Annotated in this window: 12 protein-coding genes; 5 read left to right on the top strand and 7 right to left on the bottom strand. The window is 30.8% G+C overall.

Features of this window, described 5'->3' with window-relative positions:
- Positions 1-58 precede the first annotated feature (58 nt).
- Both ITB9_RS09230 and ITB9_RS09225 read right to left on the bottom strand, forming a co-directional pair.
- The gene (locus ITB9_RS09230) at positions 59-964 is read right to left on the bottom strand and encodes a GYDIA family GHMP kinase (protein WP_054851998.1); all 906 of its coding nucleotides are present in this window, start codon (positions 962-964) and stop codon (positions 59-61) included.
- Positions 964-2,262, bottom strand: a complete 1,299-nt coding sequence (locus tag ITB9_RS09225) for a hydroxymethylglutaryl-CoA reductase, degradative (protein ID WP_054851997.1) — start codon at positions 2,260-2,262, stop codon at positions 964-966. Before ITB9_RS09225 ends, ITB9_RS09230 begins: the two co-directional genes overlap by 1 nt.
- Before the next feature lie 147 nt (positions 2,263-2,409).
- Between ITB9_RS09225 and ITB9_RS09220 the strand changes: the two genes are divergently transcribed.
- The 4 genes from ITB9_RS09220 to ITB9_RS09205 all read left to right on the top strand — a co-directional run bounded on the left by ITB9_RS09220 (position 2,410) and on the right by ITB9_RS09205 (position 8,559).
- Positions 2,410-4,596, top strand: coding sequence for a S9 family peptidase (locus ITB9_RS09220; protein ID WP_054851996.1), 2,187 nt, complete (start codon positions 2,410-2,412; stop codon positions 4,594-4,596).
- 26 nt (positions 4,597-4,622) lie between these two features.
- Positions 4,623-6,044: a peptide MFS transporter gene (locus tag ITB9_RS09215; RefSeq protein ID WP_054851995.1), complete on the top strand. Its 1,422-nt coding sequence runs from the start codon at positions 4,623-4,625 to the stop codon at positions 6,042-6,044.
- Between the two features lie 73 nt (positions 6,045-6,117).
- Positions 6,118-7,902, top strand: coding sequence for a peptide MFS transporter (locus ITB9_RS09210; RefSeq protein WP_054851994.1), 1,785 nt, complete (start codon positions 6,118-6,120; stop codon positions 7,900-7,902).
- A 105-nt stretch (positions 7,903-8,007) separates the two neighbouring features.
- The gene (locus tag ITB9_RS09205) at positions 8,008-8,559 is read left to right on the top strand and encodes a thioredoxin fold domain-containing protein (protein ID WP_054851993.1); all 552 of its coding nucleotides are present in this window, start codon (positions 8,008-8,010) and stop codon (positions 8,557-8,559) included.
- 6 nt (positions 8,560-8,565) lie between these two features.
- Here ITB9_RS09205 and ITB9_RS09200 read toward each other — a convergent pair whose 3' ends face one another.
- Genes ITB9_RS09200 through surE form a run of 5 tightly spaced genes read right to left on the bottom strand, consistent with a single transcriptional unit; the run spans position 8,566 to position 13,365 of the window.
- Positions 8,566-10,593 (bottom strand): ComEC/Rec2 family competence protein, encoded by a 2,028-nt coding sequence (locus ITB9_RS09200; RefSeq protein WP_054851992.1) that lies wholly within the window; start codon positions 10,591-10,593, stop codon positions 8,566-8,568.
- A gap of 21 nt (positions 10,594-10,614) precedes the next feature.
- Positions 10,615-11,193, bottom strand: coding sequence for a C40 family peptidase (locus tag ITB9_RS09195; protein ID WP_054851991.1), 579 nt, complete (start codon positions 11,191-11,193; stop codon positions 10,615-10,617).
- Between the two features lie 7 nt (positions 11,194-11,200).
- Positions 11,201-12,316 (bottom strand): lipid-A-disaccharide synthase, encoded by a 1,116-nt coding sequence (lpxB, locus tag ITB9_RS09190; protein WP_054851990.1) that lies wholly within the window; start codon positions 12,314-12,316, stop codon positions 11,201-11,203.
- Between the two features lies 1 nt (position 12,317).
- Complete coding sequence (locus tag ITB9_RS09185; protein ID WP_054851989.1) at positions 12,318-12,599, bottom strand: hypothetical protein; 282 nt, start codon at positions 12,597-12,599, stop codon at positions 12,318-12,320.
- Positions 12,589-13,365 (bottom strand): 5'/3'-nucleotidase SurE, encoded by a 777-nt coding sequence (gene surE, locus ITB9_RS09180; protein ID WP_054851988.1) that lies wholly within the window; start codon positions 13,363-13,365, stop codon positions 12,589-12,591. The genes ITB9_RS09185 and surE overlap by 11 nt, the downstream gene beginning before the upstream one ends.
- Before the next feature lie 154 nt (positions 13,366-13,519).
- Between surE and ITB9_RS09175 the strand changes: the two genes are divergently transcribed.
- Positions 13,520-15,679 (top strand): carboxy terminal-processing peptidase, encoded by a 2,160-nt coding sequence (locus ITB9_RS09175; RefSeq protein ID WP_054851987.1) that lies wholly within the window; start codon positions 13,520-13,522, stop codon positions 15,677-15,679.
- The last annotated feature ends 23 nt before the right edge of the window (positions 15,680-15,702 follow it).

Raw genomic sequence — 15,702 nt, 5'->3', positions numbered from 1 at the left:
TAAAAAAGCCTTTTCAACTATTGAAAAGGCTTTTTTTATGTTGAAATATTAATTGTATCTATAATACCATATCATCATATTTTAAAATTGTAGTGTAGCCTTTAGCCTTAAAATAATCTGTTGGATTAGTTTTACTAGTTGCTAAAATAAAATCTCCACCCCAAGCACCAAGACTTTTTATGCTTCCGTTAAAATCTTTAAAAAGACTATTTTTAACAGTGTTTTGATTTGTTACTTTAGCTATTACAGCTTCGTGTCTATCAATTAAAGTTATAAATTCTTTTAATGACATACAGTTTAAAATTGAAGCAGTGATTTGATTAACTTCTTCAATGGTTTCTGTCAAATTAGTTCTATTAGCTTTATAATGTGCAATTCCCTCTCTACTGTTTTGCTTTGTATTTAAGTGAATAAAATAGAGTTGATCAGAGAATGAAGGTCTGAAATTTATTAATTGAGCAGTTGGTTTAGAGTTTTTAATTTGATATGTAATTGCCGAATCGTATTTGGCGCAAGCTATGTCATAGCCACTTCCGCCAAAAGATCGTTCTAATAAATTGTAAGCGTCCACTTTAGCCCATTGTGCAATATTGTTTATTAAAGTAGATGATGTGCCTAATCCCCAGTTTTTTGGAAATTCTAATCTAGTCGTGATTTTATAGCCAGTTTTACTATTTAAAAAGTCAGGATTTAACTGTTTAGCAGCATTAAGTATTTGATGTAATCTAATTAAAATTTCATCTTTTGATTGAAGTGGACTGTTAAGTTTTTCTATTAAAAAAGAAGTGTCAAACCAAACCTTGTTATTGTTATCAATGCTAGTCCAAATTATTTCAGGTTCAGTAATCGTTTCAACTGTTAAATATTGTCCAAATATTGTTGGTACAGCTAAAGCTTTTGCTCCATCTAAGACCACATATTCTGCGGTTAATAATAATTTTCCGTGACTATAAAATGTTTGCATTATTGTCTAATGTTTTCTATAGCTTCAACAACAGCACTATGAGTTACAATATTGGTTTTAAAATGCTCAATAATTTGAGTTTTTTCATTTTCTGTAGCATTAAACTGGTTTAAGATATTCATTAAATGCATTTTCATGTGTCCTTCTTGTATGCCTGTTGTTGTTAAACTACGCAAAGCTGCAAAGTTTTGTGCTAAACCAGCAACAGCTACAATTTGCATTAACTGTTTTGCGTTAGGCTGATCCAATATTTGTAATGCTAATTTAACTAATGGATGTAAACTAGTTAATCCACCAACAGTCCCTAAGGCTAAAGGTATTTCCATCCAAAAGGTGAAAATGCCATTTTCTATTTTAGCATGTGTTAAACTACTGTATTGACCATCTTTTGCAGCATAGGCATGTATGCCAGCCTCTACAGCTCTAAAATCGTTTCCTGTAGCTAATACAACAGCATCAATTCCGTTCATGATACCTTTATTGTGTGTAACTGCTCTGTAAGGCTCGATTTCGGCTATTTTAACAGCTTGGACAAAGGTTTCAGCAAAGGTGTTTGGGTCTATGTCTTTTTCGGCCAAATCTTCCACGTTACAACTTACTTCTGCTCTAACCAGACATTCCGGAACGTAATTAGATAAGATACTCATAATTACTGTTACAGGCATTGGCAGCGTGGCTTCAGCTTCAGCTTTAAAAGTTTTAGCAAATTGCTCTAAACAGGAGTTAATAAAATTGGCTCCCATTGCATCCAGAGTTTCAAATGTGGCATGCAGTTGGTAGTAATTGTCTAAAGCTTTGGTTTTATTTTTTAATTGAATATCTAAAATCCCACCACCACGTTTTTCCATGTTTTTTGTAATGGGTTTGGCATCTAGAATTAATTTGGATTTTACGTTTTTAAAGAAGTCTTCTAAGTCTGAAAAAGCTCCAGGATAAGTAAAATGAACTTGTCCAATTTTATTTGTTGCAATGACCTTTGTTTTAAATCCACCACGTGTTTGCCAAAATTTTGCAGCTTTACTAGCTGCTGCTACTACTGAGCTTTCTTCAATGGTCATCGGAATAGTATAAATTTTGTCGTTTATAACAAAATTTGGTGCTACACCAAGCGGTAGATAGTAATTAGAGACTGTGTTTTCTATAAACTCGTCATGTAATTGTTGCAGTTTTTGGTCGCTATTCCAGTATTGTGTTAGTATGTCTTTAGCATTTTTTTGATCTGATAAGTGGTTTTTTATTAACCAATCAATTTTTGCGGTTTTAGATAATTTAGAAAATCCAGAAACTAGTACACTCATACATTTTAATTTAAACGACAAAGATACTATATACAGTTTCAATTTTTGCTAAACGTTATAATATTGCGTATTTATGTGTTAATATTTACTGTTTTTTGGCTATTTTTTAGTAAACTTGACATCCTGTTATTAATAAAATAATATTACATGAAGATTTTAAGAATTCTTTCTCTATTATGCTTTTTAGCAACCTCCTTTTTAACTGCTCAAAATAAGCAAATTACACTTGAAGATATATGGTCTGGTACCTTTAGAACTGAAGGTTTAGATGCTTTACACTCAATGAATAATGGTCAGCAATATTCAGTTTTAAATTTTGATAGATCAAAAGGAGCCACTACTATTGATATTTATGATTATAAAACATTACAAAAAGTTAAGACTTTAGTTAGCTCTTCAGATATTGAGGCATTAAGGTATTTTACAGACTATACTTTTAGTGATGACGAAAGTCAAGTGCTTTTGGCAACCGAAGAAGAGTCTATTTTTAGACACTCTTCTTTAGGTAAATATTTTATTTACAATACCAAAACCATGAAAACCACTTTGGTTAGTGAAGACAAGATACAAGAACCAACATTTTCACCTGACGGAACAAAAATAGCGTATGGTTTAAATAATAACCTTTATGTAAAAGATTTACAAACCGGAAAAGTTACCCAGTTTACATTTGATGGTGTAAAAAACAAAATCATTAACGGTATTACGGATTGGGTTTATGAAGAAGAATTTGCTTTTGTACGTGCTTTTGATTGGAATGCTGATAGTAACAAAATAGCATTTATAAGATTTGACGAAACAGATGTACCTGAATTTTCTATGGATGTTTACGGTAAAGATTTATACCAAACACAAACTGTTTTTAAATATCCTAAAGCAGGTGAAAAAAATGCAAAAGTATCATTGCATTTATACAACTTAGAGGCAAATAAGTTAACAGAAGTAAAAGTAGATAAATCTTACGAGGATTTTTACATACCACGAATCAAATGGACAAATGATGGTGATGTGTTAAGTGCACAATATATGAATCGTCATCAAAATCAATTGGATTTATGGATGATAAATGCTAAAAAAAATAAAGCTAATTTGGCTATAGCTGAAACCGATAAAGCTTATGTTGATGTTACTGATAATTTAACATTTTTAGAAGACGATAGTTTTATATGGACAAGTGAGAAAGATGGATATAACCATATTTATCATTATGACAGTAAAGGAAAATTAATTAATCAAATTACTAAAGGAAATTGGGAAGTAACTAGTTATTATGGTTATGATGCTAAGTCTGGTAAGATCTTTTATCAATCTGTTGAAAACGGAAGCATAAACAGAGATGTGTATTCTATTAAGTTAAATGGAACCCAAAAAACAAGATTGACACAACAGACAGGTACTAATTATGCAGATTTTAGTGCAGATTTCACATATTTTATAAATACCTATTCTAGTGCAACAACGCCTTATTTATATACTTTAAATGATGCTAAAACTGGACAAGTATTAAAATCAATTAAAGACAATGCTAATTTAAAAACGTTAGTTTCAGATTATACACTATCTAAAAAAGAGTTTTCTACAATTAACGTGAACGGAAACGATTTAAATATGTGGATGATTAAACCTGCTAATTTTGATGCTACAAAAAAATATCCATTATTTATGTACCAATATTCTGGTCCAGGATCTCAACAAGTCGCTAATAAGTGGAATAGTGCTAATGACTATTGGTACCAAATGTTAGCGCAAAAAGGTTATATTGTAGCTTGTGTTGATGGAAGAGGAACAGGATTTAAAGGTGCTGATTTTAAAAAAGTAACTCAAAACGAATTAGGTAAATTTGAGGTAGAAGACCAAATTGCAGCTGCGAAATTATTAGGAGCAAAATCTTACATCGATTCTAGCCGAATGGGAATTTGGGGATGGTCCTATGGAGGCTTTATGAGTAGTAATGCATTGTTTAAAGGTAATGATGTATTTAAAATGGCTATAGCTGTTGCTCCTGTTACTAGTTGGAGGTTTTACGATTCTATTTATACTGAACGTTACATGACAACTCCACAAGAAAACGCTAGTGGTTATGATGATAATTCACCAATAAATCATGTAGATAAATTAAAAGGAGACTTTTTATTAATTCATGGTACAGGAGATGATAATGTACACGTACAAAATACAATGCGCATGGTTGAAGCTTTAGTACAAGCTAATAAGCAATTTGAATGGATGATTTATCCTGATAAAAACCATGGTATTTATGGAGGTAATACAAGGTTGCATTTGTATACTAAAATGACAAACTTTATCAATCGCACATTAGGCGATAAACTTTAAACTAAACTAACTAATAGATAAAGAATATGGAACTTTCGAATGAAGTTAAAGAAAAAGAATTATTAGGACATCCTTTAGGACTATATGTTCTGTTTTTTGTAGAAATGTGGGAGCGTTTTTCTTATTATGGAATGCGTGCAATTTTAACACTTTTTCTAGCAGCTCCTGTTTTAGTAGGAGACCCACAATCAGGTTATGGTTGGTCTAATGCCGAAACACTTTCGTTTTATGGTACATATACTATGTTTGTTTATTTGACCTCTATTCCTGGTGGTTGGATAGCAGATAAATTTATGGGGCAAAAAAAGGCTGTAATGTTAGGAGGAATACTACTTTGTATTGGACATGGTATTTTAGCTGTAGATGCTCAGTGGGCTTTTTTTACTGGATTAATATTTATTGTTATTGGAGTAGGGTTTTTAAAGCCTAATATTTCCACAATGGTTGGAGGACTATATAAAAAGGGAGACGATAGAAGAGATAAAGGGTTTTATATTTTTTATATAGGAATAAATTTAGGAGCTTTTCTAGGAGCTTTATTAGTTGGAGCTGTTGCTGCTAAATATGGTTGGCATTATGGTTTTGGATTGGCAGGTATTGGTATGGCACTTGGGCAAGTTGTATATATGTTTGGAACAAAATATTTAAACGGTGTTGGAGAGTTTTTAGGTAAAGCAGATTCTCCTAATAAAGAATTAATGAAAAAGCCTTTAACAAAAGTTGAAAAAGATAGAATGTTAGTAATGTTTTTATCCTTTTTAATAATAATTGTTTTTTGGGGTGCTTTTGAACAAGCAGGTGGTTTGATGAGCTTGTATACTGAACAAAAAACAGACAGAATTCTATCTTTTTCTTTACCATTTGTTGGAAATGAAATTCCAGCAGCAGTATTCCAATCAATTAACGCTTTTTTTATTATAGTTTTAGGTACAGCGGTAGGTGGATTTTGGTATAAATGGGGTAGGAAAGGAAAAGAGTCATCTTCTTTATTTAAAATGGCAATAGGTGTTATAATCATGGCTTTTGGATTCTTTTTTATGAGTAAGGCATCAACAGAAGTTGTTATGAATGGTGATACTATAGTCGAAAAATCTGCAATGATTTGGTTAGTGTTGGCGTATTTGTTTCATACTATAGGAGAACTTTGTGCTTCTCCGGTTGCACTGTCATTTATTACAAAATTAGCACCTTTAAAATATGCTTCTTTTATGATGGGTGCTTATTTTGCAGCTACAGGTTTAGGAAATAAATTAGCAGGTTTAATTGGTGGATTATCAGAAGGTGCTGGAGAGTTTCAAGTGTTTACAGGGATAGGTTTATTTTGCACTATTTTTGGGGTATTAATTATATTAATTTTGAAACCACTTAAAAGACTTACACATGGTGCGGAAGATATAAAAGACACAAAACACGAAGAAGCTGAAGGTTTTGAATTAGCTGAAAACTAAATAAATATACATGCATAAACCTCACAAATTAATATTTGTGAGGTTTTCTTTTTTTAACTAACTATAATAAAATATGAATACAGATATTGAAAATCTATTTAAAGACAAGGTTATAGGTCATCCAGCTGGATTATTTATAATATTTTTTACTGAAATGTGGGAGCGTTTTTCGTTCTACGGAATGCGTATTTTATTAGTCTTATTTTTAACAGCTCCAATAATAAGTGATAATCCAGGCTGGGAATGGCCAAGAGAACATGCTTTATCTCTAATTGGGACCTATGGAGCATTATTATATTTAACACCTATTTTAGGAGGATGGATAGCAGATAAATTTACAGGTTACAAATGGGCAGTTATTATTGGTTGTTTTATAATGATGTTAGGACATTTGTCAATGGTTTTTGAAACTCCAGCATCATTGTACATAGGTTTAGCATTGCTAATTATTGGTACAGGTTTTTTTAAACCTAATATGACATCAATGATTTCTGAAATGTATAAAGGTAAAGAGTCTAAAAAAGATGGAGCATATACTATATATTATATGGGAGTTAATGCAGGAGCTTTTTTTGGAATGATGTTATGTGGTTACCTTGCAGAAAATGAAGGATGGAGTTATGGATTTGGTTTGGCAGGTATATTTATGTTACTAGGCTTAATTCAATTTTGGTTAGCAAAGGACTTTTTTGGTAGTATTGGAGAGAAACCTTCAAAAGTTCATCAAGTTGAATTGCCTCAAAATATTAACGAAGAAAGTGTCGTTTTAGAAATAGAACATGAAGAGGTGGAGAAGCTAAACCCTTTTACTACGTTAGATAAAATATTAATTGTTTTATCTTCTGTAGGAGGGTTATTGTATTTGATTAATGATCCATTAGCAAAAATTTCAGGGATCAATTTTGTGCCTTTTAATGTAGGTTCATTAAGTGGTTCCAATGTTATTATTTTAGCCTCATTAGCAATGTTCTTGTTTTTAATTATAACAAGAATATCTAGATATACCAGAATTGTTAGGGATCGTATTATTGCTGTTTCTATTTTTGGTGTTTTTACAGTGTTTTTCTTTGCTGCATTTGAACAGTCTTTAGGGTCTATGACAATTTTTGCGAGAGATTATACATCTAGAGCACTTTCTGGCAGTTCTGCTATGGTTTTTAAAATCGTAGATTTAATATTAACTGTTGGACCTTTGGCAATTATAACTTGGGTTTTATATTTATTATTCCAGAAAACTTATAAAAAAATTGCACTTTCTAATATCGTGTTAGCATTATCATTTGTGCTTTTATGGGCAATAGTTATTTATAAAATTAATAATGAATTTAGTAAAGAAGGTACAGAGGTTCCTGCGACTTGGTTTGGAATTCTAAATTCATTTTTTATAATTACATTGGCTCCATTTTTCTCTAAATGGTGGGAAAGTAAATACAACCCTAGTGCTGCAATGAAATTTGGAATTGGATTGGTTCTATTAGGATTAGGTTTTGGTGTTCTTGTTTTTGGTACTTTAGGTATTGATCAAGGCGCTAAAACAGCATCTGTAAGCATGATATTTTTAATTTTAGCTTATTTATTACATACAATGGGTGAATTATGTATTTCTCCAATAGGTTTGTCTTATTTAAGTAAATTAGTTCCAGGACGTATGATTGGATTTATGTTTGGTATTTGGTATTTAGCAATAGCTATAGGTCAAAAGGCAGCAGGAACAATGGGAGGAATGATAGATAAAATAACTGAAGAGTATTCTTTAAGTACATTTTTCTTAATTTTTACTTTAGTCCCAATTGCTGTTGGTTTAGTGTCTGCAGTTTTAAATCCTTTATTAAAAAAATTAATGCATGGTGTTAGATAATTTAACATCATAACTTATAAATTAAAAACGCCTCTATCATGAGGCGTTTCTTTTTTTTGTAAATTTGGAATACTATTTGCGACTACAGAACAAAACAGTCTTACAATGAAAAACTTACTTTTAGCACTTGCTTTATTATTTACAGTCAATACGATTGCTCAAGATAAAATTAACTGGTTAACTTTAGAAGAAGCTGTAGAGCTTCAAAAAAAAGAACCAAAAAAAATAATGATGGATGCTTACACTTCATGGTGTGGACCTTGTAAGTTGTTGGACGCACGTACTTTTTCTAATAAAGATGTTATTGCTTATGTAAATAAAAACTTTTATGCTGTAAAGTTTAATGCAGAAGGTGATGAGATTATAGAATTTAAAGGTAAGACTTACACTAATCCAAATTATGATCCTGCTAAGGCTACAAGACGTAATTCTGCACATCAATTATCAAGAGGTTTGGGTGTTAGAGCTTATCCTACATTATTGTTTTTTGATGAAGACGCACAATTGATTGCGCCAATTACAGGATATAAAACACCACAGCAACTTGAAATGTATTTAAAAATGTTTGAATCTAACAAACATTTGGAGATGAAAACTCAAACAGATTTTGATAAGTATTATAAAGAGTTTAAAGCCGAGTTTAAGGACAACGCTTAATACTTTTTACTTTATAATATAAGCTCCCGTTTTGCCAGTATGGTAAAATGGGAGTTTTTGTTTCTTACAAGTATTACTCCATTGTTTGACATACGATTTGTAATTATTTCCATCAGCAATAATAACTTTTGGTTTTAAACTGTCAATCAAACGGTCTAAGTTTACTTTAGGTGATTGTGTCAATAATACAAAATCAACTTTTAACCCTTTTAAATTATATACACCCAAACTATCAACTATTAATAGGTTCTTGTTTTTCAATTTATATATAGCTTGTAAAGGTTGTGATGGTATGGTTTTAATATTATTTTTAACAGCATAGCTCTTAATTATACTATTGTTTTCGGCAGACTTTAAATTAGAAAACACAGCTAATGTATTATTGTGTTTTTGTCCCAATAGTGTATTTCTTCCTTTATGAAACACGATAAGTGTATCACCTTTTGTACTATAAAAATTATAAGAATAAGTCACTTGCAACATTATAACAGATAATAATGTTAACGCTACCCATCTATGATTTTTTAACTGAAACATTTTATAAGCACAGAGTATTATAAGGTAGCTTACTATAACTTGAGTAATAGTAAATGGTATATCAGTTATTAAAAAGTTTTCTTGGTTAGATATCCACCAAAAAAAATGATTCATCCAATCAATAACCAATCCAAAACTATCAGAAACAATAGTTTTAGGCATACCAAAAAGTGACAGTACAATAATTAAAATTCCAAAACCTAAAATAAGACCTAAAAACGGAATAACTACCAAGTTTGATAACCAGAACAAACTAGGAAATTGATGAAAGTAATATAAGCTTATAGGTATTATTCCAAATTGTGCAGCTACTGTGACTGTAAGTGTTTGCCATAATTTTTTACTTAACAAATATTTTGGTGACCAAAGGCGTTCTAAAATTGGTTGAAAACTAACAATAGCTATAACAGCAGCATAACTTAACTGAAATCCAACATCAAATAAAAAGTTTGGCTTGATTAATAATAGAATAAATACTGAAATTGATAAGGTGTTATAAATGTTTGTTGGACGCTTTAAATTCATGCCTATAGCAACGATACTAAACATAGTTGTTGCTCTAATTATAGAGGCAGACCCTCCAGCAATTAATGCGTAAATCCAAAGTAAAATTAATATAATACTTGTTTTTATAAGTAGTCCTTTTTTTAGACGTTCTAAGGGTTTGAAAATAAAATTCAGAATTAGTAGTATGATTCCAACATGCAATCCTGATACAGCTAATATATGTATGGCTCCTGCATTTGTATAATTGTCATAAACCAATTTAGTTATATGTTGTCTTTGACCTAATAATAAAGCATTAATAATGGAGAGTTGATCTTCAGTATAATTATATGGCTTTAATTTAGAATTTATAAGATTTCTAAATTTAGCTGCAAATCCAAATACAGTTCTAGTCTGATGATCTAATTGTAATAAGGTTTGATGAGTTTCATACAACTGAAAATATACCTGCTGTTTTGATAAATAGTTTTTATAACTAAATTGATCAGGATTTAAAGGTGTTTGTAAAGCATTAAGTTTAGCTTTTGAAAAGTATACAGCGTCAATAGGTAAAATTGTATTTAGACTGTCTTTTTTAATGTTTAATAAGGCTTTACCTGTGACAACGGTATTTTCAATTTGTAAAATATCTACATAATAACGTTGGCTAAAAGCATTAGGTTTTAAAAGTTCTCTAATTCTAAAAGTAATGTTTTGTTCAGAAGTAGTTTCACTTAAAACAGAAGAAAAATGAGAATGTTTACGTAAGTCTTCATTTACATTAGTAACAAAAATACCAATAGCAATAAAGCTTAATAAAGTTGAAATTCCGAAAACAGTTACAAGGCTAGTATTCTTTTTACAAAGAAAATAAAGTAGAACAGTAATGCTGGTTAATACAACCGAAGCAATAAGGCTAATGAATATACCTAAGTCTAAATATTTGGAAATAATAATACCAATAATTAAACAAAGAGCAAGCTTAATAATTGAAAAACGAAATATTTTCATCCTTCAATATAAGGATTATTCTTACAATATACGACGCGCTTGTACAAAAGCAAAGTACCAGTAACGCTCTGATAGTAAGCTGGTCATTACTCCTTTACTTGTACTTGCATGTATAAACTCTACACGACCTGCTCTAGATGAGGTAACCATTCCAACATGATTTATGGTTCTGCTATTACGTCTAGTAGCAAAAAAAAGTAAATCACCTTCCTGTACTTGCTTGACATCAACCCAATCTCCATAAGTTGATAATGCACTAGAAGTTCTAGGTATAGCTATGTTTTCAGATCCAAAAGAAGTATATAATAGCCCAGAACAATCCATTCCTTTTTTTGTAGTACCACCATATTTGTATTTTACACCTTCAAAACTTTCGGCTTTACTTATAATATTGGCTATGGTTCTGTTGCTCATAGGAATAGTCTCAATAGTAGAATTGTTTTTGGTAGCCGTTTTGGTTTGACTATTTCTATTAGAGGGTCTTTTTCTGTTTTTACTAACAGTTTTACTTTCAGATTTGGTGGTCACTACGCGTTTGCTTTTAGAGCTTCCGCAAGACAAAACAGTGCTAATAAGTAGGAGAATAGCGATTTTTTTCATTTAAATATCAATCGTTTAATGCATCATAAATTAATTTAGCAGTATTTTGACTTGCGCCTTTACCACCCAATTTTTTTTCAAGTTCATAATAATCCATAAAAAATTTAGTGCGCTCGTATTCATCAAGAATCCTGTCTAATTCAGATTTTAGTTTTTTAGTATTAAAATCATTCTGAATTAATTCTGTTACAGCTTCTTTATCTAATATAAGATTAACAAGGCTAATATATTCTAGGTTTACAACACGTTTTCCTATTTGGTAAGACACCCAACTCCCTTTATAACAAACTACTTGTGGGACTTTAAAAAGTCCGGTTTCTAAAGTTGCAGTTCCAGAAGTAACAAGTGCAGCAGTTGATAAACTTAGTAAATCGTAAGTTTTATTACTTATAAAGCTGACGTTACTTTGTTTTATAAATGTTTTGTAAAAGCTATAATCTTGACTTGGTGCACCAGCAATTACAAATTGGTAATCTGGATAATCATCCACAACGCTAAGCATTACAGATAACATTTTTGTAATTTCTTGTTTTCTGCTTCCAGGAAGTAATGCAATAATAGGTTTGTCGCTTAAATCATTATCTTTTCTAAATTTATAATCATCAACTTGTGTTCTGTCAGAAATAGCATCTATTAAAGGATGTCCAACAAAATGAACTGGATAATTATGCTTTTTTTCGTAAAAATCTTTTTCAAAAGGAAGTATAACATACATTTGGTCTACATCATTTTTGATAGCTTTAATACGTCCTTCTTTCCAAGCCCAAATTTGAGGCGATATGTAATAGTGTGTTTTAAATTGTTTTTGTTTTGCCCATTTTGCAATCCGTAAATTAAAACCTGGATAGTCAATAAAAATAATGACATCAGGATTATATTTTTCAATATCTGTTTTACAAAACGATAGGTTTTTAGTAATGGTACGCAAATTCATTATAACTTCAGAAAACCCCATAAAAGCTAATGCTTTATAGTGTTTTACCAATGTTCCGCCAACGTCTTGCATTAGGTCTCCTCCCCAAAATCTAAAGTCTGCATTAACGTCCTGTTTTTGCAAAGCTTTCATTAGGTTAGAGCCATGTAAATCTCCTGATGCTTCTCCAGAAATGATATAATATTTCAAATTATAATCTATTTATTATAAGGATTAAACCAATAATTAATGTTGCTATTAATACACCTTTGGCTTTATTGTCTTGTTTTTTGTTTAAAAATAAAAAGAATGGCACTAAGTTAAGCAATGCACCTAAACTTACCAATTTGTCAAGAAATTTAAATTGCAAGGCTTGTCTAATAGTGTCTTCAATACCATATTTAGAAAAAATTAAAATGTATAAAATGAAACCAATACAAGTAGAAATTATACCAAGTATAAAACCAATAATAATATCTTTTTTAGTCTTCAAATTGCCAGCTATTTAATTTTTGAATGTAATGATGAGCTGTTAAATCAAACTGAACAGGTACAACAGAAACATAACCTTCTGATAAGGCGTGTTCATCAGTATCATTGCCTTTATCGTAATTAACAAATTCACCAGTTAGCCAATAATAATCTTTACCTTGTGGTGTTTGTCGTTTATCAAATTTTTCTTTCCAATTAGCTCTAGCTTGTCGGCAAACCTTTATGCCTTTAATTTCAGTATTTTCAAACGATGGTATATTTACGTTTAAAACAACCCCTTCTGCAATACCGTTATTAAGTGCATTTTTAGCAATTTGTTTAATGTATTTTTTTGCGGTTTCAAAATCGGCATCCCAACTGTAGTCCAATAATGAAAATCCTATAGCGGGAATACCTTCAACACCAGCTTCAACAGCAGCACTCATCGTTCCTGAATATATCACGTTAATCGAGCTGTTAGAACCATGGTTTACACCAGATACACAAAGGTCAGGACGTCTGTCCAAAACCTCATTAATAGCGATTTTTACACAATCTGCAGGTGTGCCAGAACAGCTATATTGTAAAGTTTTATCACCTTTTTTAGAGACTTTATCAAGATGTAATACATTATTAATTGTAATGGCATGACCCATTCCACTTTGTGGGCTATCAGGTGCAACAACAACAACATCTCCAAGAGATTCCATAACTTCAATTAAAGCCAAAATTCCTGGAGCAGTAATTCCATCGTCATTAGTGACTAAAATCAACGGTTTTTTGCTCATAATTACATAGTTTTTTTACTTAGCTAAAATACATAAAATCTAGCGTTACAGCCCAAAATATTCAGTTTAACAAAAAATTAGGCGGATAAGGTTTTATTGGCATGGTTTTTTCATTACTTTAGTAGAAATTTCTTATAAATTTAATATAATCAGAATGAAAAGGAAATATAACATAATGTTGCTTGTTTTGCTATTGGCTTTTGGGTCATGTAGTTTTACGGCTAAGGTAGATGATAATCCAGATAAAGATAAATTACTAATCCAAATCATTACGCTAGCTTTAGATCAGCTACACTTTGAGCCTAAAGAACTTGATGATGATTTTTCTGCTGAAATTTTTTCAGATTATATAGAATTAGTAGATCCACTTAAAAGATACTTTTTACAATCTGACATAGAGGAGTTTAAAAAGTATAAAAATTTAATTGATGATCAATTAAAAACTTACGACATAACATTTTTTAGTGTTGTGCATGAGCGTTTAATTAGTCGTCAAAAAGAAGCTAAAACATATTATAAGTCTATTTTGTCTAAACCGTTTAATTTTAATTTAGACGAAGATTATAATGCAGATTATGAAGCTTTAGAATTTGTAAAAACTAAAAAAGGGTTAAAAGAGCGTTGGAGACAACAGTTGAAATTTAATACATTATCTAGTTATGACTTATTAATAGAAGGTCAAAATGAAGAATTAAACACAGATGAAGACGAAGAATCAGTAGTTGAAGAAACTCCTAAAGTGAAAAAGAGTTTGACACAACTTGAAGCAGATGCAAGAGCAGAAACTTTAAAAACTTTAGATAACTATTTTACAGATTATGTAGAGGATATGGATCGTGAAGATTGGTTCTCAATGTATGTTAACACTATAGTTGAAGAATTTGATCCGCACACATCTTACATGGCTCCAACAGATAAAGATAGATTTGACCAACAAATGTCTGGGAAATTGGAAGGTATAGGAGCGCGTTTGCAGAAAAAAATGGATTACATTAAAATAGTCGAATTAATTTCTGGTGGACCAGCTTGGAGAGATGGTAAGATAGAAGTTGGCGATGCTATTGTTAAAGTGCGTCAAGAAAAAGAAAAAGAAGCAATAAGTGTTGTTGGTATGCGTATAGATGATGCCATAAAACTTATAAAAGGACCCAAAGGGACTAAAGTTATTTTGACAATGAAAAAAGTAGATGGTACAATGGAGGACATTGCTATTACTAGAGATATTGTTGAGCTTGAAGAAACTTATGCAAAATCTTCAATTGTTAAAAAAGACAATAGAAATTACGGAGTTATTAATTTACCTAAATTTTATATAGATTTTGATGACTATAAAAACAGAAACGCTGCAACAGATATTAAACAAGAAATAGAACGTTTAAAAGAAGAAGGTGTTGAAGGTTTAGTCTTAGATTTGCGAAGCAATGGTGGAGGATCTTTAAGAACCGTTGTTGATATGGCTGGTTTATTTATTAAAGATGGACCAATTGTACAAGTTAGATCTACGGATGCTCTTAAAGAAGTTTTAAGTGACGAGGATAAATCAATTGTTTGGGATGGTCCTTTAGTAATAATGGTAAATGAATTATCTGCATCTGCTTCAGAAATTTTAGCAGCAGCTATGCAAGATTATAAAAGAGCAATTATTATAGGAAGCAAACAAACTTACGGAAAAGGTACTGTACAAAATGTTTTAGATTTAAATAGAATGGTACGTAATAGTTCTCACGGAGATTTAGGTGCTCTAAAACTGACGCGTCAAAAATTTTACCGTATTAATGGAGGTTCTACTCAATTAGAAGGTGTTAAAAGTGATGTTGTAGTTCCGGATAGATATAGTTTTATTGATATTGGTGAGCGCGATCAAGAAAATCCGTTAGCTTGGGACAAAATTACACCAGTAGATTTTGAAATTTGGAACAGTTATTTTGACTATGATGCAACAATTGCTAAAAGTAAGCAACGTATGGAAAATAACGAGCAACTTAGGTTAATTGAAAATAGTGCAAGATGGGCAAAATCAAAAATGGATAACAACCATTATTCTCTTAATTACGAAAAATATAAAGCAGAATTGGAGTTAAATGAAAAAGAGTCAAAACAGTTTGATGCAATTTCAGATTATAAAACTAATCTTACTTTTGAGTCATTGCCTTATGAGCAAAAGTTATTTGAACAAGACACAATACTTCGTGATAAACGTAATAGATGGCATGAAAATTTAAGTAAAGATGTTTACGTTGAAGAAGCAATTAATGTGTTAAACGACTTAAAAATGACTTACGAAATCAAAAAAGTAGCAACAATAAAAAACTAAATTATATTAATTCTTATATAAAA

The sequence above is a fragment of the Olleya sp. ITB9 genome (assembly GCF_001315805.1).
GTDB lineage: Bacteria > Bacteroidota > Bacteroidia > Flavobacteriales > Flavobacteriaceae > Olleya > Olleya sediminilitoris.
This window is presented reverse-complemented; position numbering and strand designations above follow the sequence as displayed.

Coding starts and splice junctions, on each gene's coding strand:
- surE (WP_054851988.1), bottom strand. CDS start 13,365: ATGAGCAAAAAACCGTTGATTTTAGTCACTAATGACGATGGAATTACT.
- ITB9_RS09175 (WP_054851987.1), top strand. CDS start 13,520: ATGAAAAGGAAATATAACATAATGTTGCTTGTTTTGCTATTGGCTTTT.
- ITB9_RS09195 (WP_054851991.1), bottom strand. CDS start 11,193: ATGAAAAAAATCGCTATTCTCCTACTTATTAGCACTGTTTTGTCTTGC.
- ITB9_RS09205 (WP_054851993.1), top strand. CDS start 8,008: ATGAAAAACTTACTTTTAGCACTTGCTTTATTATTTACAGTCAATACG.
- ITB9_RS09225 (WP_054851997.1), bottom strand. CDS start 2,262: ATGAGTGTACTAGTTTCTGGATTTTCTAAATTATCTAAAACCGCAAAA.
- ITB9_RS09220 (WP_054851996.1), top strand. CDS start 2,410: ATGAAGATTTTAAGAATTCTTTCTCTATTATGCTTTTTAGCAACCTCC.
- ITB9_RS09210 (WP_054851994.1), top strand. CDS start 6,118: ATGAATACAGATATTGAAAATCTATTTAAAGACAAGGTTATAGGTCAT.
- ITB9_RS09215 (WP_054851995.1), top strand. CDS start 4,623: ATGGAACTTTCGAATGAAGTTAAAGAAAAAGAATTATTAGGACATCCT.
- ITB9_RS09200 (WP_054851992.1), bottom strand. CDS start 10,593: ATGAAAATATTTCGTTTTTCAATTATTAAGCTTGCTCTTTGTTTAATT.
- ITB9_RS09230 (WP_054851998.1), bottom strand. CDS start 964: ATGCAAACATTTTATAGTCACGGAAAATTATTATTAACCGCAGAATAT.